Below are 335 nucleotides of genomic sequence, written 5' to 3'. Positions count from 1 at the left end.
CCGCCAACTACCATCGGCGCTGGAGAGCTTAACTTCCGTGTTCGGGATGGGAACGGGTGTGACCTCTCCGCCATCGTCACCGAGCAATATAATGAAGGATTATTCCTTCAAAACTAGATAACAGGTTTTGTGTAGTCGCCTACGCTTTTCTTGTTGTCTAGCTTCGAACTAACATCCTCCTACGCCTTCGCTTTTTCCGTTCGACGTGCACACACGTCTTCGTCAAAAGCTGTTGGCTCCGTCGGATGTTTTCTTGACTACGTCAAGAACCGTTCTTCGCTTTTCTTGTGTGTTTAGTTAAGTCCTCGATCGATTAGTATCCGTCAGCTACACGT

General features: G+C 48.1%; 1 rRNA gene. It reads right to left on the bottom strand.

Annotated elements, in window-relative coordinates:
• Positions 1-84: ribosomal RNA gene (gene rrf, locus EKC99_RS15695) — 5S ribosomal RNA — on the bottom strand; the annotation flags it as partial.
• Between the last annotated feature and the right edge of the window lie 251 nt (positions 85-335).

Source organism: Anoxybacillus sp. MB8 (assembly GCF_011006755.1).
Lineage (GTDB): Bacteria > Bacillota > Bacilli > Bacillales > Anoxybacillaceae > Anoxybacillus > Anoxybacillus gonensis.
This window is presented reverse-complemented; position numbering and strand designations above follow the sequence as displayed.